Here is a 26,353-nt window from a genome sequence, read left to right on the forward strand (position 1 = left end):
CCGCCGCCGCGAGCAGTGGATCGTCGCCGGCGGCGGTCATCGCGCGGTCGGCGGCCAACCAGCCCAGGTCGGCCTCGCCGAGCTTGACCAGCAGCGACGCCTGGCCTACCGAGATGGTGGCCGCCGCCGCGAGCAGTGGATCGTCGCCGGCGGCGGTCATCGCGCGGTCGGCGGCCAACCAGCCCAGGTCGGCCTCGCCGAGCTTGACCAGCAGCGACGAGGTGATCCGGTACGCCTGCACCAGCAACTCCGCCGACCGCGCACCCTGGACGGCGTCGAGCAGACCCGGCACCACCCGCACCAACTGCCCGTAGTGCGCGTGCTGGTAGGTCAACCAGGCGTGCCCGACCTGCCTTCTCAGCTCGTCCGTCTGCGGTGCAGCCCTCGGGATGTCGTAGCGGGCGAGAGCGGCCCGGATGTCGTCCACCCCGTCCGGCGTGCCCGCCGGGGTGCTCCGCGGCTGGCCGAGCAGCACCTCCGGGTCGACCCGCAGGACGTGGGCCAACTCCTGGATCACCGAGTACCGATCCAGGGTCCGCACGCCCCGCTCCACCTTGTCCACCCAGCTCTTCGACCTGCGCAACCGGTCGGCGAGCATCTGCTGCGTCATCGACCGCCGCACCCGCCACCGCGCTACGCGACGACCGATCGGGAGGTCATCGCTGGTCACGCCGCCACCGCCGGTCCGGGACCGCACGGGTCGTGTCGTTTACTGGTACGCGCTCCGCCTCGGCCTGCGCGAGGGGACGCTGCTTGGCAGCCTCCCGCTCCGCCGCCTCACACTGCTCGGCTCTGCTCGTCGACTCGTCGTCTGGCATGCCCACCTCCGTCAGCCGATGCCGACGCTTGGACTCGCCGAACTTCGGCCGGGCCTCTCGCGTCCTGTCTGGATGACCTGTCCTGTGGAGCCAGGCTCCGCCGATCGGTAATGACAACTTCACCGCGAGTCACGGACGACTGGGGACGTCCTTGTTAGGCTGGGTCGTCCCCATGCCGTCCCCAAGCGCACTGAGCAGGAGACGCGATGCCGAACGACCGTCTTCGCAACGGCATGCTCAAGAACGGTTTGACGGCGTCGGCGCTTGCCGAAAAGCTCGGTGTCGACCCGAAGACTGTCGAGCGGTGGGTGACGCAGACCCGCAACCCGTACCCGCGCTATCGCCACACCATCGCCGACCTGCTGAACGAGAGTGAGTCGTACCTCTGGCCGGACGCGCTCCCGACGCAGCGAGCTGTGCAGATCAGCCAGTCGGAACTCGTTCACATCTACCCCCGCCGCGGAGCCGTCCCCACCGACCTCTGGCAGCGGCTCCTAGAGCAGGCCACCCGACAGGTCGGCGTCCTGGTCTACGGAGGACTGTTCCTACCCGAGTTCAACCACCGCTGGATCACAACGCTTCGCGAGAAGGCGATGGCCGGGGCGCAGGTGGAGTTGCTATTCGGCGACCCGGAGGGCGAGCACATCACCGAGCGTGGAGACGCCGAGGGCATCGGCCCAGCGATGTCCAACAAGATTCTGAACGCGCTGGCGTTCTACAGAGACCTGCGGGACCTGGACAACGTCGGGATCTACTACCACGACACCATCCTTTACAACTCCATCTACCGCTTCGACGACGAGATGCTGGTCAACACCCACCTCTACGGCACGCCGGCCGCGTACGCCCCAGTGTTGCACCTGCGCCGGCTCGGCGGCGGGGACCTGTTCGACAGCTACGTCGCCAGCTTCAACCGAGTCCTCGGGAAGAAGCGTGCTGTCTGGCCTGAACACTGAGCCGCCCGCCGCTGAGAGGCTGAAGTCATGGCCCGGATCGACCACTTCAACAACCCGAATGCCCCGAAGCCGAACAGCATCATGGTGGCAGTCACCGTCTTCGTCCAAGACGAGCAGGGGCGGGTGCTGCTCATCCAGCGGACCGACAACGGCCTGTGGGCGCTACCCGGCGGCGCCCAGGACTTCGGCGAGTACATCTCCGAGACGGCGATGCGGGAGACTCGCGAGGAGACCGGCGTCGAGGTCGAGGTGGCCGGCATCGTCGGGATCTACAGCAACCCGAACCACGTGGTTGAGTACGGCGACGGCGAGGTAAGGCAGCAGTTCTCGATCTGCTTCCGCGGTCGGTACGTGGCTGGCAAGCCGAGGACTAGCGATGAGTCCTCGGCCGTGAGGTGGGTTGGCCGTGAAGAGTTGGATAGGCTTCAGATCCATCCATCAATGCGGCTGCGCATCGACCGAGGTCTTGAACAACGACAAAAGCCCTATATAGGTTGAGTTCCTATACGGAAGCGCACCCGCTCGATCACAGCTAGCAGCGGCGCCTCCGCCTCTTGCCAGAACCGCGTCACGGGATCGTAGGGGCCGTATCTTAAGCGAATCTCCGCGAGCCGTTCCCCGACGCTCAGTTCCTGGCCGTCAGGCCCCGTCGTCATGTCCGCGTACCACAGAACATCGGATGTGGGTGACTCTTCAAGCGGAAATTCCGCAGCAAGCTCCTCTGCCAGTCCGCGCGCTTTGGCTTCGTACGTAGCACATGAGTGATTGGCGACTAGGCCCGCGAGCCGGGGTGCGAGGCCCTGCCGTAGAAGCCACCGCGCGCCGTCCAAGGCGTGGAAGCCAGTGTCAACGATGCCAGGGGCATAACCAATGTCGTGGAGCCAAGCAGCGGTAACCACCAGATCCTGATCTTCCGGGAGCGTTAGGCGCTCTAGTTGGCGTGCCTTGACGGCCACAGCGCGGACATGCCTCCATCTCCGTGGCAACGCTACTGCCAGTTGTCGTTCCGCCACCTCTGCCGCATGGTAGGCCCAAGTCTGCACGCCGCGAGCCTACGGCTGCTGCGGCCCGCCGGCCACCGGCTCATGGCCCTGCGTGGCACACGCGATCCAGCCACCTCGTGTGCTGAAATTCTTCTCAGCTTGGCTGGGCCGCGACGGGTCTTGGCTATCCGCAACGGGACGACAGCTTGCGCCATACCGATCTGACGAGAGGCGGGGTCCCTTGACGCACTGGACCGATGAAGCGCTTGACGACGACGCTGACGACCAGCTTGACCGTAAACGCTTCGCAGACCGTGTTGCGGAATTGATCATGCGTGCCGCAGATGACGGTGGAAGCTCCGTCTTTGGTCTGATTAGTCCATGGGGTAGCGGCAAAACAACTTTAATCAACTTTGTGGTCGACCGTGTCGGTGGGCCATGGCGGGTGGTCCACTTCACTCCCTGGGCTGCGTCGAGCATCGATGGGCTTATGGCTGAGTTCTTCGCCGCCATTGTTTCGGCTCTTCCCCCGCAAGGTGAAGCGAGGGCCAAGGTGTTAGGCTATGCAAAATTCGTTCTGCCGGCCCTCGGAGCGATACCGGTCGTTGGGCAGGCCGCCAAGGACACTGGCGACGCGGTGCTCAATCGACTAGAACAGTCCAAGCCCTGGAATGAACAATTCCAAGAGGCGTCGGATCAACTGAGTAAATTGCAGACACCGGTGCTCGTTGTTGCCGACGACATTGACCGATTGGAAGCCGAGGAACTAGCGGCGTTCCTAAAGGCGATTCGTCTGCTGGGACGCTTCCCAGGGGTGCATTATCTGCTCGCTTACGACCAAGAGACGCTGGTTGATGTTTTGCAAGGCACGGGTGTGGCCGGCAGCGGCAGCCAGCGGGCTCTGGCGTATCTCGAGAAGATTGTGCAGTATCCGCTCACGGTGCCGCCAGCGCGCCGTGTGCACCTCGAACGCATGCTGGACTCGGGCGTAGCAGATGTACTAAGGGCATCTGGTCACCGGATGGACACCGAGGCGGCGCGACGTTTTGCACTCGCGTACGAAGATCTACTTGCCCAGACCATGACGACCGTGCGAACGATCCAACGATTCCTGGCGCAAGCTCGCGCGTATCTTCCGCTGCTAGAGCCTGGCGAGATCGACGTTGTCGATCTGCTTCTCCTCACCCACCTTAGGATGCATTTTCCGAATCTGTATAAAGAACTGCCCGGGTGGCGGGCCGAGTTGACCGGACGTTTTAATCCGAGCCGAAGGCAGAAGTCAGATCGGCGGGAAGAGGACTGGACAGAGCGGGTTCGCGCCGTTGGCGTGCCAGAGAAGTTAATTACCCCCGTCGAGAACGTACTTCAGAGCATGTTCCCCGCGATGGGAGGCGCAACAATTTCCCGATCCGTCGGAAGCCGGGGCATACACGACCCCGACTACTTTGGCCGGTACTTCTCGCTTGGGATCTCAGACGACGACATCGCAGATGCCACTGTCGCCCAAGCGCTGATGGAGGCTGCAGATGGTGTCGACGGCCGGCCCTCTCTGCGTTCGCTTCCGTCGTCCGTGGACCTGACGAAAAACTTGGTCGTCTGGGAATTCGTAAGGCGATCCATCTGTCAGATGGCCTGGAAAAATCAAAGATCCTTCCACTTGTCAAATACGTTGCCAGGCTAGTGAAGACGCTTCCAGACCGAGGTAACGCACTTTTCAGCGTAAGTGACTCTGGAATTGGCTGGTTCGCTCGCCTGTTGACCTGCCTGCCAGTCACTCCTAGCGAGGCGGATATCAGCGCACTTATCAGCACCGCAGGAACAGACCGCTTCACTCAAGCGATAAGGCTCGCCATCAGGGATCAGGCGGATCGTGTTGACGACCGCCCAGTGAACGCGATAGCCATTCACTTCGCTGAGCACGCCCATGGCAGGATTTTGGAGAATATTAACGCGAGGGACAACGCGGGCAACGAGCCGGTCCAAGCGCTAGCGGAGATTATTCAACTCGTGGGAGATGCCGGCAGGTTGACGAGCGAGATTACCGAAGGCCTGAACAGCGGCCGGTGCAAAATTGACGATGTTGCGGCCCGCTTCGTATCCATCGGATGGGTAATCGGCGTAGCTGAACGTCCCAAAATCATGGACTTCAACGTCGACCGCCTGCTGATGGTGCTTCCCGAGGCGCGCGGATATGCCACGGCGTTGCCACCCGACGAGGCGGAGGGGGTCATCGACGGGTACGACGTCTCTTGGCCCAACCGTCGTCGAATCGCTCGCCAAGGCCTACGGTCACTCGCCGCCAAGACAGCCGAGCCGGCGTAACTGCTGAAACCTTAGTGTTGGGCGCATCATCCGGGACTGCGGGCGTAGGTGTGCCTGCTGTCTGAACAGTGCTGCCTCCCGGGTGGGCGGCCGCCGGTCCCCCGGCGGCCGTCCGCGCCGGGTCAGCTGGCGTACACCTCCAGGGCCGACAGTTGCCCGGCGGGCCAGCCGGTGTTGCCGGTGACGGTGACGCGCACGTAGCGTGCCTGCCCGGCGGTGAACGTCAGCGTCACCTGGTTGCCGCTGGCCGGGTCGAACGTCCGCCCCGCCGACCCGACGAGCGTGCCGAAGCTCGACCCGTCGGTGCTGCCCAGCACCGAGAGCGTCTGCGTCCGGCTGCCCCAGGCCGACGACGGCGGCAGCTTCAGCACCACCCGGCCGACCGTACGCGAGGAACCCAGATCGACCTGGACCCACTGCGGGAACGCGCTGTTGACGCTCTCCCAGTAGCTATTCGGATCACCGTCGACCACGTTTCCGGAGGCGTAGCTCTGGACGTGACTGCTCTCCGACGTGGATCGACCCCGAGCGAGGTCAGAGTTCGCTGCGGCGTCCGTGGTGGCGGTGACCGCGTTGGACGCCCCGGAGGTGTTGCCGGCGGCGTCGCGGGCGACGACCGTGAAGGTGTACGCGGTGGACGGGCTGAGCCCGCTCACCGTCGCCGTGGTGCCGGTGACGGTGGCAACGACAGCGCCGCCCTGGCGCACCTGGTAGCCGGTCACCCCGGTGTCGTCGGTGGAGGCCGTCCAGGACAGGGAGACGCTCGTCGACGTCTTGCCGGTCACGGTGAGGCCGCTCGGCGTCGACGGCGGGTTGTCCGGGACGGTGCCGCCGGCGTACACCTCGACCTTGGCGAGCTGGCCCGCCGGCCAGGCGGTGTTGCCGGCGATGCTCAGCCGGACGTAGCGCGCCGTGGTGGTCGTCAGCGTGCGGGTCACGGTGTTGCCGGTGGCCGGGTCGAAGGCGAACGCGGAGGCCGCGGCGATGGTGGCGAAGGAGCTGCCGTTGACGCTGCCCTGCACGGTGATGGTCTGGGTGCGCGCGCCCCAGCCGGCGGGCAGCCGCACCACCAGCTTGTTGACTTGGTGGCTGGCGCCGAGGTCGACCTGCCACCAGTGTGGGAACGCGCCGCCGCCGCTCTCCCAGTAGCTGCCGGCATCGGAGTCGACCGCGTTCGACGCCGGGAACCCGCCGCCCTGGCTGCTGGCCGCTGTGGACCGGCCGGCCGCGAGATCGCCGCCGGTCGGGGGCGGGGTGCCGACCATCGGCGGCGTCGGGCGGGTCGGGGTGAGCGCGAGCTGGCCCTTGAGCATCCGGCCGCCGTCGGCGGTGATCCGCAGGTAGTAGTCGGCGGAGCAGGCGACGCCGTCCTCGTCCAGCGCCCGGATGTTCGCGCCGGCCGGGGTGGTGGCCTGCGTCTCGGAGGTCTTGGCGATCTGGTTGCCCTCGTTGTACTCGTCGAACATCGACACGTACAGCCCCTGGGAGCCGAGCCGGACCATGTTGTAGATGTGCCGCCAGTAGAAGTCGCCGTGCTTGCGGTGCCCGCCGGCCAGGTCGCCGGGCATCACGCAGGGCAGGTAGTCGATGCCGCGCGCCGCGCAGTCGGCCATGTCGCCGACGTTGACGTTGTTGTAGTAGGAGTCCAACTCCTCCACGGTCCTGGCCCGGTAGACCATCCACGGCGAGATCGCGTGGAACGCGTGGTAGACGTCGAGGAAGCCGGGGCGGGAGTCCTCGATCCCCTGCCGCCACCAGGTGGGCACGCCACCGATGACGTAGCAGCCCTGCGCCTTGAACCAGTTGATCACTTCCAGGCAGGGCCCCGGGGTGAAGGGCCGGCTGGGTTCGCTGAAGCCGAAACCCCAGATGCAGACGACCGGTTTGCCGTTCTGCCGGGCGTACGCGCTGGACGCGGTGTGCGCGGCCATCTTCGTCGTCCAGTCGGTCTTGATCTCCGACTGGAAGGTCAGCCAGTCGGTGACGTCGTACATGATGTAGAACTTGCGGCCGTAGCGCTCGGCGGCGGAGCGCACCTTCTGGGTCATCGCGTCGCGGGTCGGGCCCTCGCCGCCCGTCGGGTTGAACCGTTGCAGCGCGGCGGTGTCGCAGCCATACTCCTGCATCCACCGGAAGTGGGTGTCCACCGTCTGCTGGTCGTAGGAGGAGAAGAGGGTCGCCGGCTGGCCGTTGCCGAGGTTGGGGTAGGCGGTGGGGTAGCTGCGGGTGTACTCGCGCATGTCCGGCCAGGACACGATCGTGGTGTTGGCCGGCGACGGGGGCTGGAACCGGTCCCGGCTCCAGTGCCACCACCCGCCGATCGGCGCCCCGTCACCGGGCGCGCTGAACCAGCCCTGGTAGCCGACGGTCACCTTGCCGACCACGTCCCCGGGGGGACTGGCGGCGTGCGCGGGGCTGGCCAGTGTGGTGAGCAGCTCGGTGCTGGAAGCGGTGGCCAGGGCGGACCCGGCCAGCACCGACGTGACGAACCTGCGGCGGGAGACCGCCATGACGACCACTCCTTCGGGACGGAAGGCATTGACGGCCATCGTGGCAGCAGCGGATGGCAACCCGCAATAGTTAGACTGATCGATGGAATTTTTGTTCAACACATAGGAAGAGGTGAGCCTGTTGATTGTGAGCGCCGCTCAGACTACGACATTTTTCTGCAAAACCGTCCTATTGATGACTTATCGGACATAGCCTCGGCGTTGCCTTCTCGACGGTCGGGAAGGGCTGACTGATCAGAGGCGACAACGTGAGATTTTCCCAGCGACTTTCAGCTACTGGAGCGGTCGCGGTGGCGGCCGCGGGAGTGATGGTCCTCTCCGGAGGAGCCCCGGCTGTCGCGGCACCTGGTGACGCCAGCGCCCGAGGAGTTGTGGTTGACCTGTCCGCGTCGGTGCTCGGCCTTCCGGTGATCACCGCCGATGCCGTCATTGGCACCGCGACTGCCCCGGCGGGCGGTGGCACGGACAGCGACACCGCTCTGGCGATCACCATCCCCGGCGCTCTGGGGGTCACCGCCTCCGGCACCGTGGTGGAGGTCAGCGCCACTCGTGGCGACACGGCCTCCTCCGCCAATGCCGAAATCGCCGACCTCGCGCTGGGCGTCCTCGGCACGTCGGTGATCGACGCCGACGTGATCACGGCGGCGGTGGCCTGCCCGCAGGTCGGCGCCCAAACCGCAGACACCACCTTCGTCGGGTTGGAACTCTTCGGCGAGCCGGTCGAGCTCCTGCCGAACACCCCCGGCGTCACCGCCAGCGCCGCCGTCACGGTCGCCGGACTGACCGGCGCCAGCTTGAACGTCACGCTCACCAACGTGGAGACAACCACCGCGGACGGCGCCACGGCCATCGCTGTCCAGGCCACCATCAGGCTCACCGGCACCATCGTGGGTGGACCGCTGCTGGACATCCCCGTCGGCTCCGTCATCCTGGCCGAGGCCCGCTGCGAACGCCCCCTGCAGGCCTCGCCGACGCCGACCGCCACGCCGACGCAGCCCACACCGTCCCCGACCGCAGCCCACGGCCGCCCCGACCCGGTGACCCGACACAGCCCCCGCCGGCCCCCACGGCCAGCCCAACCCTGCCTGTCACCGGTGACAGCGCCGGCAGCCTGTGGTGGTTCCTCGGCACCGGCCTCGTCATGGTCATCGCCGGTACAACGGCACGGCTGATCTCGCGCCGGTCCCGCGCGTCGATTGAGCTGTGACACGCACCAGCTGAGCTGAACCAGTGCGGAGAGGGTCCTGACCGAGGTCGGGACCCTCTCCACCCGGTGTGGCAGGTCATCGACAGGAATTCGACACCGTTGACGCGGTCGGCCAGCGCCGGAAACGGCCGACGGGCCGAAGCTTTGCCGGCTCCGGCCCGTCGGTACGCCCGAGATCCCTACGGGGTCGGATACCGCGTGACGTAGACCGGGGCGCCGACCCTGGTCATGTCGGCCGCGTCGCCGACGCCGTTGACCACGTGGTCGATCGTCCCGGCGCTGAGGTTGACCGTCATGACGTGGTGCAGCCGCACCCCCGGCCGGTTCGGGACCTCGAAGCCGTTCTCGGTGCGGATCGACGGGTTGTTCTGGTTGAAGACGTACACCCCGCCGCCGTAGAGGGTGTGCTGGCGCACCCGGTCACCGACCTTGTAACCGGCCCAACCCTCGACCGCGCCGTTCATCCAGTCGGCCTGCGTCGGCGGGTCGTACGGCAGCTCGTTCTGATACAGGATCGTGGTGCCGTGCTCGCCGTTCCAGACCGTGTTGTAGCGCTGGAAGTGCTCCACGAACAGGCCGGTCGCGGTCACGTGGTCACCGTTGATGACCGCGCCGTACCGACCGGTGTTGGTGCGCCACCGCTCGGTGTCCCCGTTGACGCCCTCGGTGAAGCCCTCCACGCCGTGGTCGCCACGCCACACCCAGGTGTGGTCGATGAGCACGTTGTCGCTGTTCACCTCCAGCGCGGTGTTCGTCCGGCCGATGTGCGGGCCGCCGACCCGGAAGTACACGTCGGACAGCGTGGTCGGGTTGGTCGGGCTGCTGGCGTTGCGGCCGTGCTGCCGGCCGACCCGCAGCAGCACCGGCGACTCGACGGCGCCGGCGTCGATGGTGACACCGGCGACGATCACCCCGGGCACACCGGCCACGTCCAGCGGAACGGCGCCGTTCACGGCGGTGAGCGTGGCGTGCCCGATGCCGAGCACCACGGTGTCCGGACGCCGGACCTCGATGCTGCGCGCGATGTCGTACGTGCCGGGGGTGAGCAGCAGGTGCTTTCCGCGGGCGAGTTGGCTGTTGATCACACGCACCGGGTCGGACGGCTTGGCGATGAAGAAGTCGTCGATCCCGATGGTCCGGCCCGGCGTCAGGCCGCCGGCCCAGGAGACGCCCCGGCTGTCACGCCGCGCCGAGGGCACCCGGACGTGGTAGCGACCCTTGCCGTCGACGAAGAGGTACGGCTTCTCCCGACTGACCGGCGTGGTCTCCAGGGTGGTGTACGGCGGGTCGGGGAAGGTGGCGTCGTCCGGCGCGCCCTCGACCCCGGCGAAGACCTGGTTCCACACCGCGTTGGACCAGCTCGCGACCTCGCTGTTACGGGTCAGCCACTGCTGCTGTGATCCGTTGGTGGTGGCCGGCAGCCGGGAGTCGGCGATGAACCCGCCGCTGGCGTACTGCGGGCCGGCGGTGCAGTAGTCCATCAGGGACAGCCCGCCGCCGCTGATGTTCAGCCGGCGCATCGACACCGCCTGGGACACCGCCCAGAAGTTCGCCGTCGACCGGCAGTCGTCCTGCCCGGCCGCGTTGATGGTCAGTGAGAGGTTGGACAGGGTGCGCCAGAAGTTGACAAGCGCCAGGCAGTTGCCGGTGCCGCCGTCGGCCAGGCAGCGGTTGTAGACCTCGAGTTTGCCGTTGATCGTGACGTCGGTCGGCGAGGCGCCCAGGCCGGACACTTCGGTGTAGTAGCCGACCTTGGCCTGCAACGGCTGCTCGGCGGTGCCGTAGGTGCCCGGCCGGAACAGGTAGGCGTGTCGCTCGGCGCCCATCTCGTTGTCGACCTGGCGGGCGTGTGCGGCGTCGAGGGTCTGCTGGATCGCACCGACCGGCATGGACGGGTCGAAGATCGTCACGTTCGGGCCGAAGTCGGGTGCGCCGGGTGTCGGGCGGCCGGCGAGGGCCGGGGTGCCGGTCATCGTGACGGCTGTGGTCAACGCCAGCGCGAGCAGCAGGGTGCGGCCGGATCTCCGGCGCGCACTGTGGGACGGGACTGTCATCTGGTTCGTCCTCTCCGCTGGCCGGAGCGTACTTCCGACGCAGCTGGGGCGGTGAGAGCGCTCTCTAACCCCCGCGTCCGACGGTGCGGCCGAGACGAAGGGGTGCACATGTTTCTACCCGTTGACTCGACCGCACGCCACGAGCGCCGCACCCGAATATCAACGGACCAGATGCACGCGACTACGGATAGCCGACAATAACGATCTCCAGTAATGTGACCCCGGCACCCCCGGTGATCAATCAGTCACCCGCTTCTCGCACGTCGTCTGCCCCTTCCGGAGGACCCATCATGCTGAGCCTGCCCGGCCCGGCCACTCCGTTCGTCCACTCCAGATCGAAGAATTTGTTCGCACGGTGGAAGAACGCCCGCCCTTGGGGATCATCGGGTGCCACCGAACTGTTCGCCGTGCGCGACGCGCGGTCAGGGCACCCGATCCGCCGAGAGCGGCCCGATGGGCAGCGGGGGTCGACACCTTCGGCCCGGTGGCTGGTCAATCCAGAGGAGAGGGTTGGGGTGCGCCGTCACGACCGGTCGGGTGGCCGATCCGGGTGGTGGACGAACGCCTCGGCCCGTAGTGCGGGAGGCTCCCGGTGAGCATGCATGTGCAGGTGGCGCTGGCGCGTAAGACGCTCAGCGCGTGGGCATGGGCGTATTCGGCGCCGCGGCGTCGGCACCCATGGTGGTGCTCGTCGGCGGCATCGTGGCCACCTACGCCAGCACCCAGGTGACCACCGTGCCGCTGGTGTTCCTGCTGGTGGGCGGTGTCGTCGCGCTGTTGCTGGTCGGATACACCGCGATGTCGCGGCAGGTGCCGCACGCCGCCGCCTACTACGCCATCCTCACCCGTGGGTTGAACCGGCGGTGGGGTGTGGCCGGCGGCGCGGTCGCCCTGGTGGCCTACAACGCCATCCAGATCAGCCTCTACGGGCTGCTCGGCGCCACCTTGGCCAGCCTCATCGGCGGAAGCTGGTGGGTGTGGGCCGGCGTCGGTCTGATCATGGTGGCGGTGCTCGGTGTGCGCGCCGTCGCGTTGTCCACGATGCTGCTGGCGACGGTGCTGGCGGGCTCACTGGTGATCATCGTGCTCTTCGTGGCGTCGGCGCTGGCCGACCCGGCGGGTGGCACCCTGTCCTGGGAGGGCTTCGCCGCCTCCGGGCTCGGGGTCAGCGGCATCGGTGGCGCGGTCGCGTTGTGCCTGGCCGCGCTGATGGGTGTGGACGCGCCCGCGAGTTTCGCCGAGGAGAGCCGGGACAGCTCCGGAGTGACCCGGGCGGTCTTCGCCGGCGTGCTGTTCCTGACCGTCGTGTACGCCGGAACGGCGTGGGCGATGGGCGTCGCGGTCGGCCCGGACAACGTGGCCGCCGTCGCGGCCGACCCGGACGGTGGCCTGCCGTTCTCGGTGCTGGAGCAGGGTCTCGGCGGGTTCATGACGCCGTTGGCGCAGATGATGCTGATCTTCGCGATCGTCACCTCCCTGTTGGCCTTCCACAACGTGGTGGCCCGGTACGTCTTCGCGATGGCCCGCGAGGGGGTGCTGCCAGCGGCGCTGGCCCGCTCGGGCAGCGGCACCCGGGTCAGCGCCCCGATCGGCGGGTCACTGCTCCAGACCGGGATCGCCGCGGTGGTGGTGGTCGTCTTCGCGGCGCTGCACGCCGACCCGGTGGCCACCCTGTTCACCTGGCTGTCGACGCTGGGCGCGCTCGGGCTGCTGTGCCTGCTGCTGGCCGCCTCGGTCGCGGCGGTCGGCGCGCGCAACGGGCTGCTGTCCGGGGTCGGGGCCGGCACGTCGGTCATCGCGCCGCTGTGCGGCGTCGCTCTCGGCGCTGTCGTCCTCGGCGCGATGGTGATCAACGTGGGGTCGCTGCTGGGCGCCGCCGAGGGGTCCTGGTCCCCCTTCCTGCTACCCCTGATCATCGCGGCCGCCGCGATCTGCGGGAGCCTGTGGGCGGGCGCGCTGCGGCGTTCCCGGCCGGAGGTGTACCAGGGCATCAGCCAAGGCCGCCCAGACACCCACGCGGTGCCGGACGACGTCGGCGTCACCTTCTAGGACGGGGCCAGACGATGACGTACCCGATGACACCACCACCAGGGCGGCACCACATGAATGTGGACGATCGCGGCCGTCCGGCGGCCAGTCAGCCGGCCGCCGAGTACGGCGCCGAGGGTCCGCCCCCGCGCCGCACCTCGCCGGCGGGCACCGCCAGCGGGAACTGGACCGGCCAGCCCGGTTACGATCCCGATCCCCCCTTCGACGCGACCAGGCGGTGGACCCGGCCGTCGACGTACGAGAGCGACCCGCAGCCCGCCGCGTCGCAGCGGTGGGCCGAGCCCCCGCCGCCGCGGTCGCAGGAGCCACCGCCGCACCTGCCACCGCCGGACGTCCCACAGGCGCCGCCGGCACCGACCGAACCCGACGAGTACGGCCCGCAGGAACGCGTGTGGGTGGACCTCCGGTTGCAGGTCGCGTCCCGGCTGCGCGGGGTCAACGCCCGGCACTGCCATGAGGCTTTCGACCGCATCGGCAAGCGCAACGCCCTCGGCCCGCACGGGGTGGTGCTGTTCTACACCACCCCGGACCAGCACATGCCGCACGGCTACCGGCTGTTGATCGCCACCCGGCTCTTCCTGGCCGGCCCGGAGTCCGACGACCTGCCCCGGGTGCTGCACGACCTGTCCCGCACTGCCGCCGGCAACGTCGCTCGGGCCACCGCCCAGGGCCGGCGGTGGGACCCTCGCGGGCCGGAGGGGTCGATGGTCAACGGCGGGGATCTGGACATGCCCCGCGACGCCTCCTACGTGGGCGTGGGGGTGACCACGCTGGACAGCGACGAGGGCCCGTGGCACACGGTGGCCAACTCGGTGCGTTCGCAACCGCTGAACACCCCGCGCCCCCGATCGGTGTTCGACCTGTCCGGGCAGGGGCTGGCCTGGCTGATCGACGGCACCGCGCTGCGCATGGTGCGCGACCCGCACCGGCGCCTCGGCGACGACGGCATCACCAGCAACCGCCGCCTCGACGCCTCCCGCCGCTGGCCCTACGACCCGTACGCCGACCTCACCGAGCAGGGTGACCAGTGGTTGCGCGCGGCGTGGGCGCAGCTCGCCGGGCTGCACCGGATCCTCACCGAGCACCTGGTCGCCGGACGGCAGGCGTGAGCGCACCCGATCGACCCGCCGTCCTGGAAGCCGCCGCCGTCGACCTGCGCTCCGACACCATCAACGTGGCCGCGGTGGTCCGGGCGCTGCTGGAGCACGCCAGCGACGGGCAGCCCACCGCCATCGGCTTTCCCGGGGCGGTGGACATCGACTACACCCCGGTCCTGCCACTGTTCGGGCGGCTGTTCAACAACGTCGGCGACCCGCAGTCCGACCCGGGCGGCAGCGCGCACACCAAGGTGCTGGAGCGGGCGGTGGTCGACTGGTGCGCCGATCTGCTCGCCCTCCCGGACGACGACCGGTGGGGTTACGTCACCGCCGGCGGCACCGAGGGCAACCTCGCCGCGCTGCACGCCGCGCACCGCCGCCACCCGAACGCGGTCGTCTACCACTCCCGGGCGGCGCACTACTCGATCGGGAAGATCGTCGACATCATCGGCGCCCGACACGAGCTTGTCGACGTCGACGAGCGCGGCGAGATGGACTATCAGCATCTCGCCGCGCTCGTCGGGCGGTCCGGGCGCCGTCCGGCGATCGTCGTGGCCACCGCCGGCACCACGATGACCGAGGCCGTCGACGACCCGGCCCGGGTCGACGCCGTGCTGCGGGAGGCCGGCGTGGACCGGCGACACGTGCACGTCGACGCCGCTCTCGCCGGCATCCCGCTCGCCCTCGACGGGGTCCTCACCCTCGCCCAGGGCAGCGGCGTGGACAGCGTCTCCCTGTCCGGTCACAAGTTCTTCGGCACCCCGATCCCGTGCGGGTTGGTGCTGATGCGCGACAGCATCCGCCGGCCCGGCCGGCGCGTCGCGTACACCGCCACCCTCGACACCACAGTCAGCGGCTCCCGGTGCGGGCAGGCCGCCGCCCTGCTGTGGTGCGCCATCGCCGCGCACGGCCGGGACGGGCACCGGGCCCGGACCGCCCGCGCCCGGGACCTGGCCGGGTACGCCGTCGAACAGCTCACCGCGATCGGTTGGCCCGCCTGGCGCCACCCGCACGCCTTCACCGTCGTGCTGGCCACCCCGCCGGCGGCGGTGACCCGCAAGTGGCTGTTGGCCACCGACGGGCCGTGGTCGCACACCATCTGCATGCCGGGAGTGACCCGCGGCCAGATCGACGCGCTGGTCGCCGACCTGCAGACCGCGAGCCGCAACGGAATGCCGGTGCCGCAGCAGCGTCGAGGGCCGCAGACAGTGACCGCGCAGCACGCCGGCGCCAGCGGACCCTAGGCCGGCGCGCGGCGCTCACTGTCGGCGGCGGGCCACCTCCGCGCGGCTAGGATGACCGCCGTGCAGTTCGGGGTGCTCGGGCCGCTCGCCGTGACAACGGACGCCGGCGAGCCGGTCGTGGTGCCCGGCGCGAAGGTGCGGGCGTTGCTGGCCGACCTGTTGGTCAACCGCAACCAGGTGGTCTCGGCGGACCGCCTGGTCGACGACCTGTGGGGTGACGCCGCACCCGTCAACCCGACCGGCGCCCTCCAGGTGCGGGTGTCGCAGCTACGCAAGGCGCTCAACGACGCCGAGCCGGGCGCGCGCGAGCTGGTCGAGTCCCGGCCGCCCGGCTACCTGCTGCGGGTCGACGCGCTCGACGCCGTCCGGTTCGACGAGTTGGCCCGCAGCACCGACGTGGAGCGGTTGACCGAGGCGCTGGCCCTGTGGCGCGGCGACGCGTACGCCGACGTGGCCGACGCCGAGTTCGTCCGGGCCGAGGTGTCCCGCCTGACCGAGCAGCGCCTCGCCGTGCAGGAGCGGCTGGCCGAGGCCCGGCTGGCCCGGGGTGAGCACGACCTGCTGGTCGCGGACCTGGCCGAGCTGGTCGCCCGGCATCCGCTGCGCGAAGGGCTGCGGGCGGTGCAGCTGCGCGCGCTGTACGCGGCCGGTCGCCAGTCCGAGGCGTTGGACAGCTACGCCGAGCTGCGCGACCGGCTCGCCGAGGAGCTGGGTCTCGACCCCGGCCCGGAGCTGGTCGCCCTGCACCGCAGGATCCTCGAACAGGATGCCGGCCTGAGCGCACCGCCGAAGGCCGCGACCATCCGCACCGGCCTGCCGCCCCCACTCGACGAACTGGTCGGTCGGGCGGAGGCGCTGGCCGAGCTGCGCACCCTGCCGCCCCGGCAGCGACTGGTCACGCTGGTCGGGCCGGGTGGTGTCGGCAAGACCCGGCTGGCCACCGAGACCGCCCGCGCGCAGAGTTTCCCGGACGGCGTCCAGCTGGTCGAGCTGGCGCCGCTGCCGGCGGGCGACGTACGCGTCGCCGAGCAGGTGCTCGGTGCCCTCGGCATCCACGAGGCCAGCGGCACGAGCCTGTCCCCCGTCGACCGGGTGGTCACGGCCCTGCGGCACCGGCAGCTGCTGCTCGTGCTGGACAACTGCGAACACGTCGTCGAGTCGGTGGCCGCGCTGGTCGCCCGGCTGCTGCGCGACGCGCCCGAGGTGCGGGTGCTGGCCACCAGCCGGGAGCCACTCGGGCTGACCGGGGAACTGCTCTGGGAGGTACCCCCGCTGTCCCTGCCGGAGGAGGCCGACCTGGACGCGGTCCGCGGCTCGGCGGCGGCGCGGCTGTTCGCCGCCCGGGCCGCCGCGCAGCAGCGCGGTTTCCGCCTCGACGAACGGACCGCGCCGGCGGTGGCTCAGCTCTGCCGTCGCCTCGACGGACTTCCGTTGGCGCTGGAGCTGGCGGCGACCCGGGTGCGCGCGTTGGGCGTGCGGGGGGTGGTGGACCGCCTCGACGACCGGTTCCAGCTGCTCACCACCGCGCAGCGGGACGTGCCGCCCCGGCAGCGGACGCTGACCGCGGTGATTGGCTGGAGTTGGGACCTGCTGGAGGAGCCCGACCGGAGGGTGCTCGCCCGGTTGGCGGTGTTTCCGGACGGCTGCCCGCCGGAGGCCGCCGAGGAGGTCTGCCGCACCGATCTGGACGCCCTGGCCCGGCTGGTGGACCGGTCGCTGGTGGTGCTCGACGACTCCGGCGCGAGCCCTCGCTACCGGCTGCTCGAATCGGTGGCCGCGTTCTGCCTGGAGCGGCTGGGCGACGCCGACGAGGTTCACGCCCGCCACGCCGCCTACTACACCCGGCTGGCCGAGACCGCCGACGCCGGGCTGCGCGGGGCCGACCAGCAGCGCTGGTTGGCGCTGCTGGACGTGGAGCTGGCCAACCTACGGTCGGCGCTGGTGCACGGTGGCGGGCTGCGCCTGGCGGTCGCCCTCTGTTGGTACTGGTTCCTGCGCGGCAGGCTCACCGAGGCACGGCGCGCGCTGTCCGTGTCCGGCGATCCGGAGCAGGAGGCCCGCGCGGCCTCCTGGCGGGTGGGCTTCGCCCTGTTGCAGGGCGAGGCGGTCGCGTCGGACGTCGTGCGCGCCGCGGTCGCCGCCGCCCCGGACGGCCACGCGGCGTGGTTCGCGGCCAACGCCGTGATCGAACACAGTGACCTGGCGCTGGCGTCGGAGCTGCTGCCCACCGCCGTCGGCGACCCGTGGATCGAGGCAGCGGTCCTCTCCTCCCTCGCCCACATCGCGCACGCCAACGGTGACCAGGCCACCCTGGAGGCCACCGCGACCCGCAGCGCCAGGCTGTTCGCCGACATCGGCGACCGGTGGGGTCGGCTCCGGGCCACCGAGTGGGTGGGTGGGCTGGCCGACATGCGCGGCGAGCACGAGCGCGCCATCGCGCTGCATCGGGAGGGCCTGCGCTGGGCCGAGGAGCTGGAGCTGTGGCCGCAGGTCTGCGCCGAGCTGTCCTGGCTGGCCTGGCTCGCCGTACAGACCCGCGACTACGCCCAGGGCCGGGAGCTGGCCGAACGCGCGTACGACCTGGCGGCGGAGCAGGGCTCACCCGGCGCGCGGGTCTTCGCTGAGATGAGCCTCGGGCTGGCCGCCCGCCGCGACGGCAAGCTCGACCTGGCCGTCACGCACCTCACCCACCTCGCCGACCTGGGCCGGAGCGAGGACTCGCCAGCGCTCTACCTGCCGATGGTCCTGGTCGAGCTGGGCTACGCGGTCGAGCAGGGCGGCGACCCGGACGCCGCGTTGGCCCTGCACATCGAGGCGTTCGAGGTCGCCGTGGCGATGGCGGCGCCGCGGGACGCGGTCAACCCGCTGGAGGGGATGGCGGCGGCGGTGCGCTCCCCCGAGGTCGCCGCCCGGCTGCTGGGCGCTGCGGCCGCCGCCCGGCTCGCGGCGCAGTCCCCCGCCGCGCCAGCCGAACGTGACGAGATCGACCGGGTGACCGAACGCCTGCGGGCCGAACTCGGCTCGGAGCGCTTCGAGGCGCTGCTTGCCGAGGGCACGAAGCTGAGCCCGAGCGAGGCCCGGGCTCAGCTCTGACCGGCCGGCTCAGGCGGTCGCCTTGGGTCGGTACGAGGCGACGATCACGCCGCTCTTGTGCACCCGGGTGTCGACCAGGTCGAACGAGGCCTTGAAGTCGGTCAGCGGCACCGTCACGCTGGCGGCGCCCTCCAGGACGGGGTGGATCCAGAAGCGGACCTCGTCCACCAGTCCGGCCCGGATCAGCTGGGCGGTGACCGAGCCGAAGCCGTACTGGATGATGTTTTTGCCCTGCTGGGCCTTGAGCGCGGTGACCGCCTCGACGAGGTCGCCCTGGAGGACCTCCGTGTTCTTCCAGGTGGGGTTGGTCAGGGTGGTCGAGGCGACGTACTTCTTCACGTTGTTGAAGTAGGCCGCACCCGTGTTGGGGTCGTTCTCGTCCTGCTGCGGCCAGGCGACGGACATCCCGTCGTAGGTGGCCCGGCCCATCAGCATCGCGTCCGCCTCGTCGGTCTGCTCGCTGGCGAGGCCCCTGGCCTCCTCGTCGAAGTACGGCGACGTCCACATGGGGTTCTCGATGACGCCGTCGAGGGTGATGTAGGTCGAGTTGACGAGCTTGCGCATCGGGATCTCCTGGCTGTCGGTTCGTGCTCTCCGGTGACACCCAGAACTCTGCCAACGCCCGCTTACGATTCGCTTCAGGTGCCCTTACCGGGGCCCTCGGCCGCGCCGGGCAGCTCGGTCAATGGGATCGGCAGCGGCTGCGTGGCGACGGTGCCGCCGCCGGGCGAGTGGGCCGGCGCGGGGCGGTCGCCGACCCGGCTGTGCAGCCGTCCGCGCCCCGCCGGCCCGGCCCGGCGGGTCACCTCGAACGTCACCATCCGCACCGGCGGTGGTGGCGCGGTGAACCGCCCGACGCCCCACCGCACCCAGATCGGGATCCGGCCGGCGTCCGCCTCCGCGTGCAGCTTCCGCACCGTCCGGGCCCGGTCGGTGTGGTCGACCTCCACCACCACCGGCGGGCCGTCCGGGCGGGCGCACGCCACGTCGAGAACGGAGTGCCGCTGCTCCAGCGGCGGTGGCAGCGGAAGCACGCTGGGCGCGCGCCGGTAGACCCGCCAGCCCTGCGCCTCGGCCCACCGCACCACCGAGTCGATCACCAACGCGGTGACCTCGTCGGTGTCCAGATCGACGAAGGTCACCTCGGTCAGCCAGCGATCCAGGTCCGCGGCCAACCGCTCACCCCGCGTCGCTGCCTCCACGGGCGCAGGATAACGCCTGGGTCGACGGCGGTCGCGGTCGCGGCCGCGCGGTGCCGCGACCACCGCTGTCGAAGCGTCCCGCCGGCCGCGCACCCGACAGCGGTGATCTGACCGCGCGCGGTTCCGGCGCGGCCGCGTCGGGTCACCTCATGTTGGAGACCACGAACGGGGCGTGGCCGTGCAGGTAGTTGTTCCACCCGCCGGTCACCGGCGCGCCGGGGCTGAGCAGGTTCGTGGTGTCGGTGCCGACGTCGAGCTTCCACGCCGTCCAGGAGATGCCGTTCGCCTTCATCCAGTCGATCCAGGACTGCGCCTCTGGCAGGCAGGCCCGGCCGTCGAGGCCGCCGTCGGCGTTACTGGCGCCCCACTCGGTGACGAACAGCGCCAGACCCGCGCGGATCGCGGCGTCACCCTTGGCCCGCAACGACGAGCCGTGCGTGCACGAGTAGAAGTGCAGCGTATACATCAGGTTGGTGCCGCTGACCGGGCTGGCCGCCGCCACGTCCACGTCCTGCGACCAGGTCGGGGTGCCGAGCACCACGATGTTGTCCGGGTCGGCGGCGCGGATCGCGGACACCACCGCCTGGTGGTACGGCTTGATGACGTTGGTCCAGCTGACCTGCAACGGCTCGTTGTACGGCTCCCAGATGACGTTGGGCAGGTGGCCGTAGCGGCGGGCCAGGTCCCCGAAGAACGCCACCGCCTGGGACTGGTTGTTCTGCGCCTCGTGCGCGTGCCAGTCGACGATCACGTAGACACCGGCGGTGACCGCGTTGTTGATGATGGTCTCCACCTGCGTACGCGCCTTGTTCGGGTCGCTGAGGTACGCGCCCGCCGGTTCGACGCCCATGGCCGCGCGGATCACCTGGAGGTTCCAGTTGTCCCGCATCCAGCGCAGCGCGGAGAGGTTCTCGGCGTACGGGGCGGTCTCCCAGTTGAGCCACATGCTGCTGATGCCGCGCAGCTGCACCCGCGCACCGTTCTTGTCGCACATCGTCGTGCCGCAGACCCGCAGCTGCCCGTACCGCTCGACCGGCGTGCCGGTGGTCGGTGGCGGCGTGGTCGGCGGTGGAGTGGTCGGGGGCGGGGTGGTCGGCGGCGGGCCGCCGGCGCAGGCGGCGCCGTTGACGGTGCAGTTCAGCGGCGTGCCGGTGCCGTTGACGAGAAAGCCGAACGAGGTCGACGCGCCAGCGGCGAGGGTGCCGTTCCAGGACACGTTGGTGAAGGTGTAGTGACTTCCGGAGGCCGCCTGCTGGGCGTTCCACGACTGGCTGACGCTCGACGGGGAGGGCAGGTCGAACTCGACGCGCCAGCTGGTGATCTGCGCGGAGGTGTTGTTGGTGACGGTGACCTGGCCCTGGTAGCCGTTGCCCCAGTTGTTCGTCACCGAGAACACCGCGGTCGCCGCGCTCGCCGGTGTGGCGGCGACCAGGGCCACCCCACCGGCGAGCAGGCCGGCGACGGCCAGAGTCGTGACAAGTCTCAGTGTGCGCATGCTGAACCCGCTTCGGATCGACAGTGGTGGTCTGAGGCGGGGCGGCGCCTTGCCGCACAATATCGATCAGCGCCGATGGGGGCAAGATGGCGTCCCGTCACCCCGACCACTCCCGCGCCTGTTCGAACGGCGCAGGCCGGCCCGCGACCGGCGCGAGGGGGGCCGCCCTCGACCGGGCCGACCCCCGTCGCCGTTCAGGCCTCCCGGCGTACCCGGTAGGCGAGGTGGGTGACCCCGTCGCCCTCGACGACGCGGAACGGACCGTCCAGCTGAACCGGCGCGATCTTCAGCTCGGCGAAGAGCGGGATGCCGGCGCCGAGCAGGACCGGGACGAGGTCGACGTGCACCTCGTCGAGCAGGCCGGCCTCCAGGACCTGAGCGGCGATGGTGCCGCCGTTGACACCGACCTCCTTGTCACCGGCGATCGCCTTCGCCCGGGCGATGGCACTCTCGATGCCGTCGGTGACGAAGACGAAGGAGTCGCCCTCCGGCTCCCAGCCCTCCGGCACGCTGTGCGTGACCACCACGACCGGCACGTCCATCGGATGCCGGCCACCCCACCCGCTGGTCATGTCGAAGAGCCGCCGGCCGACGACGAGCGCGCCGGTGCGCTCGATGAGATCCCGCAGGTGCCGGGCGCTCGCGGCGGAGGTCCGAAAGGTCATCTCGGGATGGGCCGTCGGCGTCTCGACGTCGCCGTGGGAATACCACTGGAAGAGGTATTCGAAGCCACCGTGGGACGCGTCCGCGATGTAGCCGTCCAACGACATCGTCGCGCCGGTCGTCACCTTCGTCATCGATCCACTCCTTGCTCGGTGCTGGGTCAGCCTGGCGGTGGGACCGGGGGTGTCCGGCCCTCACCCCATGGTCGAAGCCGGCATGACCGTCCTCGACACGTCCGGCGAAACTTCTCAGCGAATCCGCGCGGCGACGGCGGCAGCGGCGGCGGTCGCCCCGGCGTCGTTGAAGTGCAGATGGTCGCCGTGGTCGTACGCGGGCCGCAGGGCGTCCGGGTCGGCCGGATCAGCGAGGACCCGGTCGAGGTCGACCACGGCGTCGTACTCGCCACCGTCGCGGATCCAGCGGTTCACCTCGTCGCGGATCTTCTCGTTGGACGCGGTGTCGTAGCCAATCGCGTTCTTCATCGGCGGTATCGTGACGCCGATGACGGTGACTCGTTCGGCACGGGCGGCCCGGATCAGCGCGCGGTGCCCGTCGATGAGCTGGCCGGCGGTCACCACCGGGGAGGCGCCGCAGCCGAAGTCGGGGTAGCCACCGCCGCCGATGTCGTTGATGCCGATCAGGACGACCGCGACCCGCACGCCGGGCTGCCCAAGCGCGTCGCGTCGGAACCGGGTGACGCCCCGCTCGCCGTAACACGTCGAGTCGGCGAGCAGCTTGTTGCCGCCGATGCCGGCGTTGGCGACGGCCAGCGGGCGGCCGGCGCCGACCAACTGCTCGGCCAACTGGTCCGGGTAACGGTTGTCGGCGTCGGGAGTGGAACCGTAGCCGTCGGTCTGTGAGTCGCCGAAGGTCACGACCGTGCCCCGGGTGCGGGGCGACCCGGCGACGTCCACGCCGGCCAGGTGGTACCAGGACTGACTGGTCTCGCCGGTGAACGCGGCGGCGCGGTGATCGAAGCGATGATCACCAGTGGCGCGGTACGTGCTGGTGAGCCCGCTCTGGTGGAAGGTCGCCGGGCCGGTGGGACCGGCGAAGTACAGCGTGACGGTCAACGCCTCCAGCGCCCGTACCGGCAGGCGCACCGGATCGGAGGTCAGCTCGGCTCCGACGGGCACGGTGGTCGACGCCGGCGGTCGAAGGTAATCGGAAGCAGGCTGCCGGGCCGCACCGCCGCCCCGGAGGTGGGACGGCCGACGGTGGCGCCGGTCAGTCGCAACGGTTGGCTGCCGTACCGGTTGGACAGTCGGATCCGGATCAGGGAGCCGGCCGCGCTGACCCGGACCACCTGTCGTACCGACTGGTCGGCGAAGCCGGGTACGGACCAGTTCGGGCCGTCCCAGTCGTTGCCCGGCACGGGGTGGTGGTGCGCCGTCGACCAGGCCGCCGACCAGCCGCCCGGGCTGTCGCGCCCGGTGGTCGTGGCGCTCGCCGGGACGGCCGGCACCAGCATGAGCAGAGTGGTGACTACGGGGAGGATGCGGCCTGTCGACAGGCTCATGGGAATGTCCCTTCCGGATCCGCGGTGGGTGTTGCGACGTGGTTCACCCTGCGCCGACCGCCTTACCGTTTCTTTACGCTCTTCTCCCCCTCGGTAGGTGGGGTCGTATCGTGGCCGACATGCGGTTCGGGGTGCTGGGCCCGTTGACGGTGTGGACCACGCGCGGCGCGGTGGTAGCGGTTCCCGGAGTGAAGGTCCGGACCCTGCTCGCCGCGTTGCTGCTGCACGACGGGCAACCGGTGCCGGCGGATCGGCTCATCGACTACCTGTGGGGCGACGCGCCGCCGGCGAACGCCGCCGGCGCGCTGTCCGCCAAGGTGTCCCAGCTGCGTCGGGTGCTGGCCGACGCCGAGCCGGGCGCCCGGGAACTGGTACGGTCGCCGCCGCCCGGTTACCGGATCCTCGTCGATCGCGACGATGTCGACGCCGGCCGTTTTCAGCGGCTGGCGTCGGAGGCTCGCGCTGCCCCGGACCGGCGATCCCGCGTCGCGCTCTTCTCGGCGGCGCTCGCGCTGTGGCGGGGGCCCGCCTTCGCCGACTTCCACGACGCGTCGTTCACCGCCGCCGCGGTGGCCGGGCTTGAGGAGCAACGGCTCCTCGTCAGCGAGGAGCATCTCGACGACCGGCTGGCGCTGGGCGACCACGCGGAGGTCGTCGGTGACCTCGGCGATCTGCTGGCCCGGCAGCCGCTGCGCGAACGGGCGCGGGGGCTGCACATGCTCGCCCTGTACCGGGCGGGGCGACAGTCCGAGGCGTTGAGCAGCTACGACGAGTTGCGGGTCCGGCTCCGCGACGAGTTGGGGCTTGATCCCGGGCCGGAGCTGGCCGCGCTGCACCGGCGCATCCTCGCCCACGATCCGACCCTTGCCGGGCCGCCGGTGCCCGCGAGCACGGTCAGCCGGGCCGCCGGGATGGCCGCCCCCGCGCGGACGAACCTGCCGACCCCGTTGACCGAGTTGATCGGTCGCGAGACCGAAACCGCCGAGTTGGTCGGGGAGTTGGAGCGCAACCGCCTGGTCACCCTCACCGGGATCGGCGGGGTCGGCAAGACCCGGCTCGCCCTTGAGCTCGCTCGGCGGTCCGCGTTCCCGGCCGGGGCTTCGCTGGTGGAGCTGGCCGGCATCGAGCGGTCCGACGCGCCCGACCTGGTGGACGCGTTGGCCGGGCTGGTGCTGGCGGTGCTCGACGTCCGCGACGCCGCCGAGGCGGGCACGGCGAGCACACCGGTCGACCGGCTTACCCGGGTGCTGGGCGACCGTCGACTCCTGCTCGTGCTGGACAACTGCGAGCACCTGGTGGAACCGGTCGCGGAGCTGACCGCCGCCCTGCTGCGGGCGGCACCCGGGTTGCACGTGCTGGCGACCAGCCGCGAGCCGCTCGGGCTGGCCGGCGAGGTGGTGTGGGCCGTACCGCCGCTGCCGGTGCCCGACCCGACCGGCGGAACCGACGTGACCACCCTGGAGCGCTCCAGCGCGGTACGGCTCTTCGTCACCCGGTCCGCCGCGGCCGACCGGCGTTTCGTGCTCACCGCCGAGAACGCCGGGGCCGTCGCCACCCTGTGTCGCCGGCTCGACGGGATTCCGCTGGCGCTGGAGCTGGCGGCCACCCAGGTTCGCGGGCTGGGCGTGCCGGGTCTGGTCGCCGGGCTCGGTGACAGGTTCCGGCTGCTGGGTGCCCGGCACCGGGGCGTACCGCCTCGGCAGCGGACGCTGCTGGCGATGCTCGACTGGAGCTGGCAGCTACTCACCGAAGCGGAGCGGGTGGTGTGGCGGCGGCTGGCCGCGTACGCCGACGGGGGTGGCATCGACGCGGTGCGGGCCGTCTGCGCACCCGACGGCGTGCCCGCCGCGAGCGTCGCGGATCTGCTGGCCCGTCTCGTCGACCGGTCGGTGGTCGTCGTCGCGCCGCGCGACGGCACCCCGCACTTTCGGCTGCTGGAATCCGTCGCCGCCTTCGGCGTGGACCAGATGCGCGCGGCCGGTGAACTCGACCAGATCCGCGCCCGGGCCCACCGCTACCACGCCGAGCTGGCCGAGCAGGCGCATCACCACCTGCACGGTCCGGGCCAACGCCGCTGGTTGCGGCGGCTCGACGCCGAGTCCGCCAATCTGCGGGGCGCGCTGGACGCCGCGGTGCGGCAGCGCGACGGGGACCTCGCGCTGCGCCTGGCGAACGCGCTGAGCTGGTATTGGTTCCTCCGCGGCCGGTTCACCGAGGCGCGGCGGCGGCTCCGGGCGGCGCTGGACTGCCCGTCAGACGGCGCCGCCGCCCCCCGTGCCCGGGCCGTGGCCTGGCATCTCGGGTTCGCTCTCCTGTCCGGCGACGTCGCGGACTGGCCGGCGCGCCACCGGGCGGCCATCGAGGGATACGCGGACGTCGACGACCCGCAGGACCGCCTCCGGGCCCAGTGGTTCCTCGCCTACGCCGAGGTGGACCTCGGTGACGTGGCGGCGACCGGTGAGTTGCTCGACCGGGTCGTGGCCGAGGCGCGGCTGCTTGGCGACGAGTGGGTGGTGGCCGCCGCGCTGGGTCTGCGTGCCAAGCTCGCGCACACCCGGGGAGATGGGCCGGCGGTGGCACGGGATGGGGCCGAGAGCGCGGCGTTGTTCCAGCGGCTCGGTGACCGGTGGGGGCTGATGCAGGCCACGGAGTGGCTCGGCGCCCAGGCGGGCCTGGCCGGTGACTACGAACGGGCCGATCGGCTGTACCAGGACGGGCTGCGGGTGGCGGAGGACCTGGGGTTGTGGTTCGAGATGTCCGGCCAGCTCTGCTGGCTGGGCTGGGTGGCGCTGCAACGGGGTGACTACCCGAAGGCGCGGGAGCTCTGCGCTCGTGGGCTGCGGCTGGCCACCGAGCAGGGTTCTCCGCTCGGCATCGTTTTCGCGGAGCTGTGTCTCGCCGCCGCCGCGCGGCGGGAGGGCAGCCTCGACACGGCGGAAGCCCACCTGCGCAACCTGTTGGACGCCGCCGCGCGGCAGCAGGACGGGCCGGGGCAGCCCTTCTACCTGACCGGGGTCCTGGCCGAGCTGGGGTACGTCGCCGAACTGCGCGGTGACCCGGCGGCGGCGCTCGGTTGGCACCTGCGGGCGCCGATGTCGCGGCGGAACTCGGTGCCGACCAGGACCCGTGGCGAGGTCCTGG

20 protein-coding genes are annotated in these 26,353 nt (G+C 70.5%); 10 read left to right on the plus strand and 10 right to left on the minus strand.

Going from position 1 to position 26,353, the window contains the following annotated elements; all coding sequences use genetic code 11:
- Positions 1 to 610 (minus strand): helix-turn-helix domain-containing protein (locus JM949_RS16145; protein ID WP_238433267.1); only part of this gene is annotated, 610 nt, incomplete at its 3' end.
- 414 nt (positions 611 to 1,024) lie between these two features.
- Here JM949_RS16145 and JM949_RS16150 point away from each other — a divergent pair.
- Both JM949_RS16150 and JM949_RS16155 read left to right on the plus strand, forming a co-directional pair.
- Positions 1,025 to 1,774 (plus strand): helix-turn-helix domain-containing protein, encoded by a 750-nt coding sequence (locus JM949_RS16150; protein ID WP_203149285.1) that lies wholly within the window; start codon positions 1,025 to 1,027, stop codon positions 1,772 to 1,774.
- 27 nt (positions 1,775 to 1,801) lie between these two features.
- Positions 1,802 to 2,272: an NUDIX hydrolase gene (locus JM949_RS16155; RefSeq protein ID WP_203149286.1), complete on the plus strand. Its 471-nt coding sequence runs from the start codon at positions 1,802 to 1,804 to the stop codon at positions 2,270 to 2,272.
- Here the strand turns inward: JM949_RS16155 and JM949_RS16160 are convergent.
- Complete coding sequence (locus JM949_RS16160; RefSeq protein WP_309232179.1) at positions 2,260 to 2,817, minus strand: HD domain-containing protein; 558 nt, start codon at positions 2,815 to 2,817, stop codon at positions 2,260 to 2,262. The two genes, JM949_RS16155 and JM949_RS16160, sit on opposite strands and share 13 nt — an antisense overlap.
- 181 nt (positions 2,818 to 2,998) lie before the next feature.
- Here JM949_RS16160 and JM949_RS16165 point away from each other — a divergent pair, with 181 nt between their 5' ends.
- Positions 2,999 to 4,438, plus strand: a complete 1,440-nt coding sequence (locus JM949_RS16165) for a KAP family P-loop NTPase fold protein (RefSeq protein ID WP_203149287.1) — start codon at positions 2,999 to 3,001, stop codon at positions 4,436 to 4,438.
- A 74-nt stretch (positions 4,439 to 4,512) separates the two neighbouring features.
- Positions 4,513 to 5,079 carry a hypothetical protein gene (locus tag JM949_RS16170; RefSeq protein WP_203149288.1) on the plus strand — a complete coding sequence of 189 codons (567 nt, stop codon included), beginning with the start codon at positions 4,513 to 4,515 and terminating at the stop codon, positions 5,077 to 5,079.
- Positions 5,080 to 5,201: 122 nt separating this feature from the next.
- Here the strand turns inward: JM949_RS16170 and JM949_RS16175 are convergent, their stop codons facing one another.
- Complete coding sequence (locus JM949_RS16175) at positions 5,202 to 7,589, minus strand: galactose-binding domain-containing protein (RefSeq protein WP_203149289.1); 2,388 nt, start codon at positions 7,587 to 7,589, stop codon at positions 5,202 to 5,204.
- Between the two features lie 371 nt (positions 7,590 to 7,960).
- Here JM949_RS16175 and JM949_RS16180 point away from each other — a divergent pair, with 371 nt between their 5' ends.
- Complete coding sequence (locus JM949_RS16180; protein WP_203149290.1) at positions 7,961 to 8,761, plus strand: hypothetical protein; 801 nt, start codon at positions 7,961 to 7,963, stop codon at positions 8,759 to 8,761.
- Between the two features lie 214 nt (positions 8,762 to 8,975).
- Here JM949_RS16180 and JM949_RS16185 read toward each other — a convergent pair whose 3' ends face one another.
- Positions 8,976 to 10,850, minus strand: a complete 1,875-nt coding sequence (locus JM949_RS16185; RefSeq protein ID WP_203149291.1) for an adenylyl cyclase — start codon at positions 10,848 to 10,850, stop codon at positions 8,976 to 8,978.
- 645 nt (positions 10,851 to 11,495) lie between these two features.
- Between JM949_RS16185 and JM949_RS16190 the strand changes: the two genes are divergently transcribed.
- Genes JM949_RS16190 through JM949_RS16205 form a run of 4 tightly spaced genes read left to right on the plus strand, consistent with a single transcriptional unit; the run spans position 11,496 to position 18,333 of the window.
- Complete coding sequence (locus JM949_RS16190; protein ID WP_309232180.1) at positions 11,496 to 12,899, plus strand: APC family permease; 1,404 nt, start codon at positions 11,496 to 11,498, stop codon at positions 12,897 to 12,899.
- A gap of 59 nt (positions 12,900 to 12,958) precedes the next feature.
- Complete coding sequence (locus JM949_RS16195; RefSeq protein ID WP_238433268.1) at positions 12,959 to 14,008, plus strand: hypothetical protein; 1,050 nt, start codon at positions 12,959 to 12,961, stop codon at positions 14,006 to 14,008.
- Complete coding sequence (locus JM949_RS16200; RefSeq protein ID WP_309232181.1) at positions 14,005 to 15,240, plus strand: histidine decarboxylase; 1,236 nt, start codon at positions 14,005 to 14,007, stop codon at positions 15,238 to 15,240. Before JM949_RS16195 ends, JM949_RS16200 begins: the two co-directional genes overlap by 4 nt.
- Before the next feature lie 51 nt (positions 15,241 to 15,291).
- On the plus strand, positions 15,292 to 18,333 hold the full coding sequence (locus JM949_RS16205) for a BTAD domain-containing putative transcriptional regulator (RefSeq protein WP_238433269.1): 3,042 nt from the start codon (positions 15,292 to 15,294) through the stop codon (positions 18,331 to 18,333).
- Between the two features lie 9 nt (positions 18,334 to 18,342).
- Here JM949_RS16205 and JM949_RS16210 read toward each other — a convergent pair whose 3' ends face one another.
- The 6 genes from JM949_RS16210 to JM949_RS37145 form a co-directional block, all read right to left on the minus strand.
- Entirely contained in the window at positions 18,343 to 18,897 is a 555-nt protein-coding gene (locus JM949_RS16210) for a dihydrofolate reductase family protein (RefSeq protein WP_203149293.1), read from the minus strand.
- Between the two features lie 74 nt (positions 18,898 to 18,971).
- Positions 18,972 to 19,535 carry a hypothetical protein gene (locus JM949_RS16215; RefSeq protein WP_309232182.1) on the minus strand — a complete coding sequence of 188 codons (564 nt, stop codon included), beginning with the start codon at positions 19,533 to 19,535 and terminating at the stop codon, positions 18,972 to 18,974.
- Between the two features lie 142 nt (positions 19,536 to 19,677).
- Positions 19,678 to 21,030, minus strand: a complete 1,353-nt coding sequence (locus tag JM949_RS16220) for a cellulase family glycosylhydrolase (protein WP_203149294.1) — start codon at positions 21,028 to 21,030, stop codon at positions 19,678 to 19,680.
- A gap of 194 nt (positions 21,031 to 21,224) precedes the next feature.
- The gene (locus tag JM949_RS16225; protein WP_203149295.1) at positions 21,225 to 21,827 is read right to left on the minus strand and encodes a dihydrofolate reductase family protein; all 603 of its coding nucleotides are present in this window, start codon (positions 21,825 to 21,827) and stop codon (positions 21,225 to 21,227) included.
- 114 nt (positions 21,828 to 21,941) lie between these two features.
- Positions 21,942 to 22,829 carry a GDSL-type esterase/lipase family protein gene (locus JM949_RS37140; protein ID WP_309232183.1) on the minus strand — a complete coding sequence of 296 codons (888 nt, stop codon included), beginning with the start codon at positions 22,827 to 22,829 and terminating at the stop codon, positions 21,942 to 21,944.
- The gene (locus JM949_RS37145; RefSeq protein ID WP_238433270.1) at positions 22,808 to 23,212 is read right to left on the minus strand and encodes a hypothetical protein; all 405 of its coding nucleotides are present in this window, start codon (positions 23,210 to 23,212) and stop codon (positions 22,808 to 22,810) included. The genes JM949_RS37140 and JM949_RS37145 overlap by 22 nt, the downstream gene beginning before the upstream one ends.
- A gap of 119 nt (positions 23,213 to 23,331) precedes the next feature.
- Between JM949_RS37145 and JM949_RS16235 the strand changes: the two genes are divergently transcribed.
- Positions 23,332 to 26,353, plus strand: a 3,022-nt coding sequence (locus JM949_RS16235; protein WP_203149296.1) for a BTAD domain-containing putative transcriptional regulator, incomplete at its 3' end; no start/stop codon positions are given.

This window comes from Micromonospora tarensis, assembly GCF_016803395.1.
GTDB classification, from domain to species: domain Bacteria; phylum Actinomycetota; class Actinomycetes; order Mycobacteriales; family Micromonosporaceae; genus Micromonospora; species Micromonospora tarensis.

Excerpts from the sequence above, each read along its gene's own strand:
- JM949_RS16150 (WP_203149285.1), top strand. The coding sequence starts at position 1,025 with ATGCCGAACGACCGTCTTCGCAACGGCATGCTCAAGAACGGTTTGACG.
- JM949_RS16155 (WP_203149286.1), top strand. The coding sequence starts at position 1,802 with ATGGCCCGGATCGACCACTTCAACAACCCGAATGCCCCGAAGCCGAAC.
- JM949_RS16175 (WP_203149289.1), bottom strand. The coding sequence starts at position 7,589 with ATGGCGGTCTCCCGCCGCAGGTTCGTCACGTCGGTGCTGGCCGGGTCC.
- JM949_RS16185 (WP_203149291.1), bottom strand. The coding sequence starts at position 10,850 with ATGACAGTCCCGTCCCACAGTGCGCGCCGGAGATCCGGCCGCACCCTG.
- JM949_RS16190 (WP_309232180.1), top strand. The coding sequence starts at position 11,496 with ATGGGCGTATTCGGCGCCGCGGCGTCGGCACCCATGGTGGTGCTCGTC.
- JM949_RS16205 (WP_238433269.1), top strand. The coding sequence starts at position 15,292 with ATGACCGCCGTGCAGTTCGGGGTGCTCGGGCCGCTCGCCGTGACAACG.
- JM949_RS16210 (WP_203149293.1), bottom strand. The coding sequence starts at position 18,897 with ATGCGCAAGCTCGTCAACTCGACCTACATCACCCTCGACGGCGTCATC.
- JM949_RS16220 (WP_203149294.1), bottom strand. The coding sequence starts at position 21,030 with ATGCGCACACTGAGACTTGTCACGACTCTGGCCGTCGCCGGCCTGCTC.
- JM949_RS16225 (WP_203149295.1), bottom strand. The coding sequence starts at position 21,827 with ATGACGAAGGTGACGACCGGCGCGACGATGTCGTTGGACGGCTACATC.
- JM949_RS37145 (WP_238433270.1), bottom strand. The coding sequence starts at position 23,212 with ATGAGCCTGTCGACAGGCCGCATCCTCCCCGTAGTCACCACTCTGCTC.